This is a genomic window from Paracraurococcus lichenis, assembly GCF_030657435.1.
Classification (GTDB): Bacteria; Pseudomonadota; Alphaproteobacteria; order Acetobacterales; family Acetobacteraceae; genus Paracraurococcus; species Paracraurococcus lichenis.
Genome location: NZ_JAUTWS010000367.1, coordinates 1 through 845 on the forward strand (window position 1 = coordinate 1; position 845 = coordinate 845).

Consider the following 845-nt stretch of genomic DNA (forward strand, 5'->3'; position numbering starts at 1 on the left):
GGCGTGGTTCGAAACCGGGTCACACGCGAAGCTGGGTTGGCGCTGCCGGGGTGGGTGATGGCACCCTCGGGTTTTCACCCGTGAGGCGAGTATGGACCGAGGTGTTGGCGCGGCGGTCGGGCTGCCCGAGAGCGGACGCAAGGAGCTCGCCATCCAGGCCCTGGCCGGCACCGAGACGCTCAGCGACCTGGCCGCCCAGCACGGGGTCAGCCGCAAGTTCGTCTACCAGCAGACGCAGAAGGCCAGCGCGGCACTGGACGCGGCCTTCTCGCCCGCCGTGCGGGACGATGAGGTGCTGTTCGAGTTGGCGGTGACCAAGACCTGGCTGCGCCAGGTCATCGTCGCGCTGACGCTGATCTGCCGTAGTTCGTACCGCGGCGTCGTCGAGTTTCTGCGCGACCTGCTGGGCCTGCCCGTCAGCCTGGGCCAAGTTCACGACGTGCTCCAGGCGGCCACGCGGCAGGCGAGCGTGGTCAACGACGAACCAGACCTGTCGGGCATCCGTGTCGGCCTGCACGACGAAATCTTCCAGGGTGCAACGCCTGTGCTGGCCGGCGTCGACGCGGCATCGACCTACTGCTACCTCCTGGTCACGGAGCAGCGCCGTGATGCCGACACCTGGGGCGTGCACCTGCTCGATGCTGGCGAGCGGGGCCTGCGGCCCGACTACACCATCGCTGATGCCGGGCAGGGCCTGCGCGCCGGTCAGCAGGCAGCCTGGGGCGACACGCCGTGCCATGGCGACGTGTTCCACATCCAGCGCCAGGGCGAGGGCCTGGCCAACACGCTATCGCGCCTCGCCACGGGCGCCACGACCCGGCGCAAGACGCTGCAAGCTGGAATCA

1 protein-coding gene is annotated in these 845 nt (G+C 69.5%); it reads left to right on the top strand.

Going from position 1 to position 845, the window contains the following annotated elements; translation table 11 throughout:
- Positions 1-91: 91 nt before the first annotated feature.
- A partial coding sequence (locus Q7A36_RS40275; RefSeq protein WP_305109404.1) for a hypothetical protein occupies positions 92-845 on the top strand: 754 nt, incomplete at its 3' end.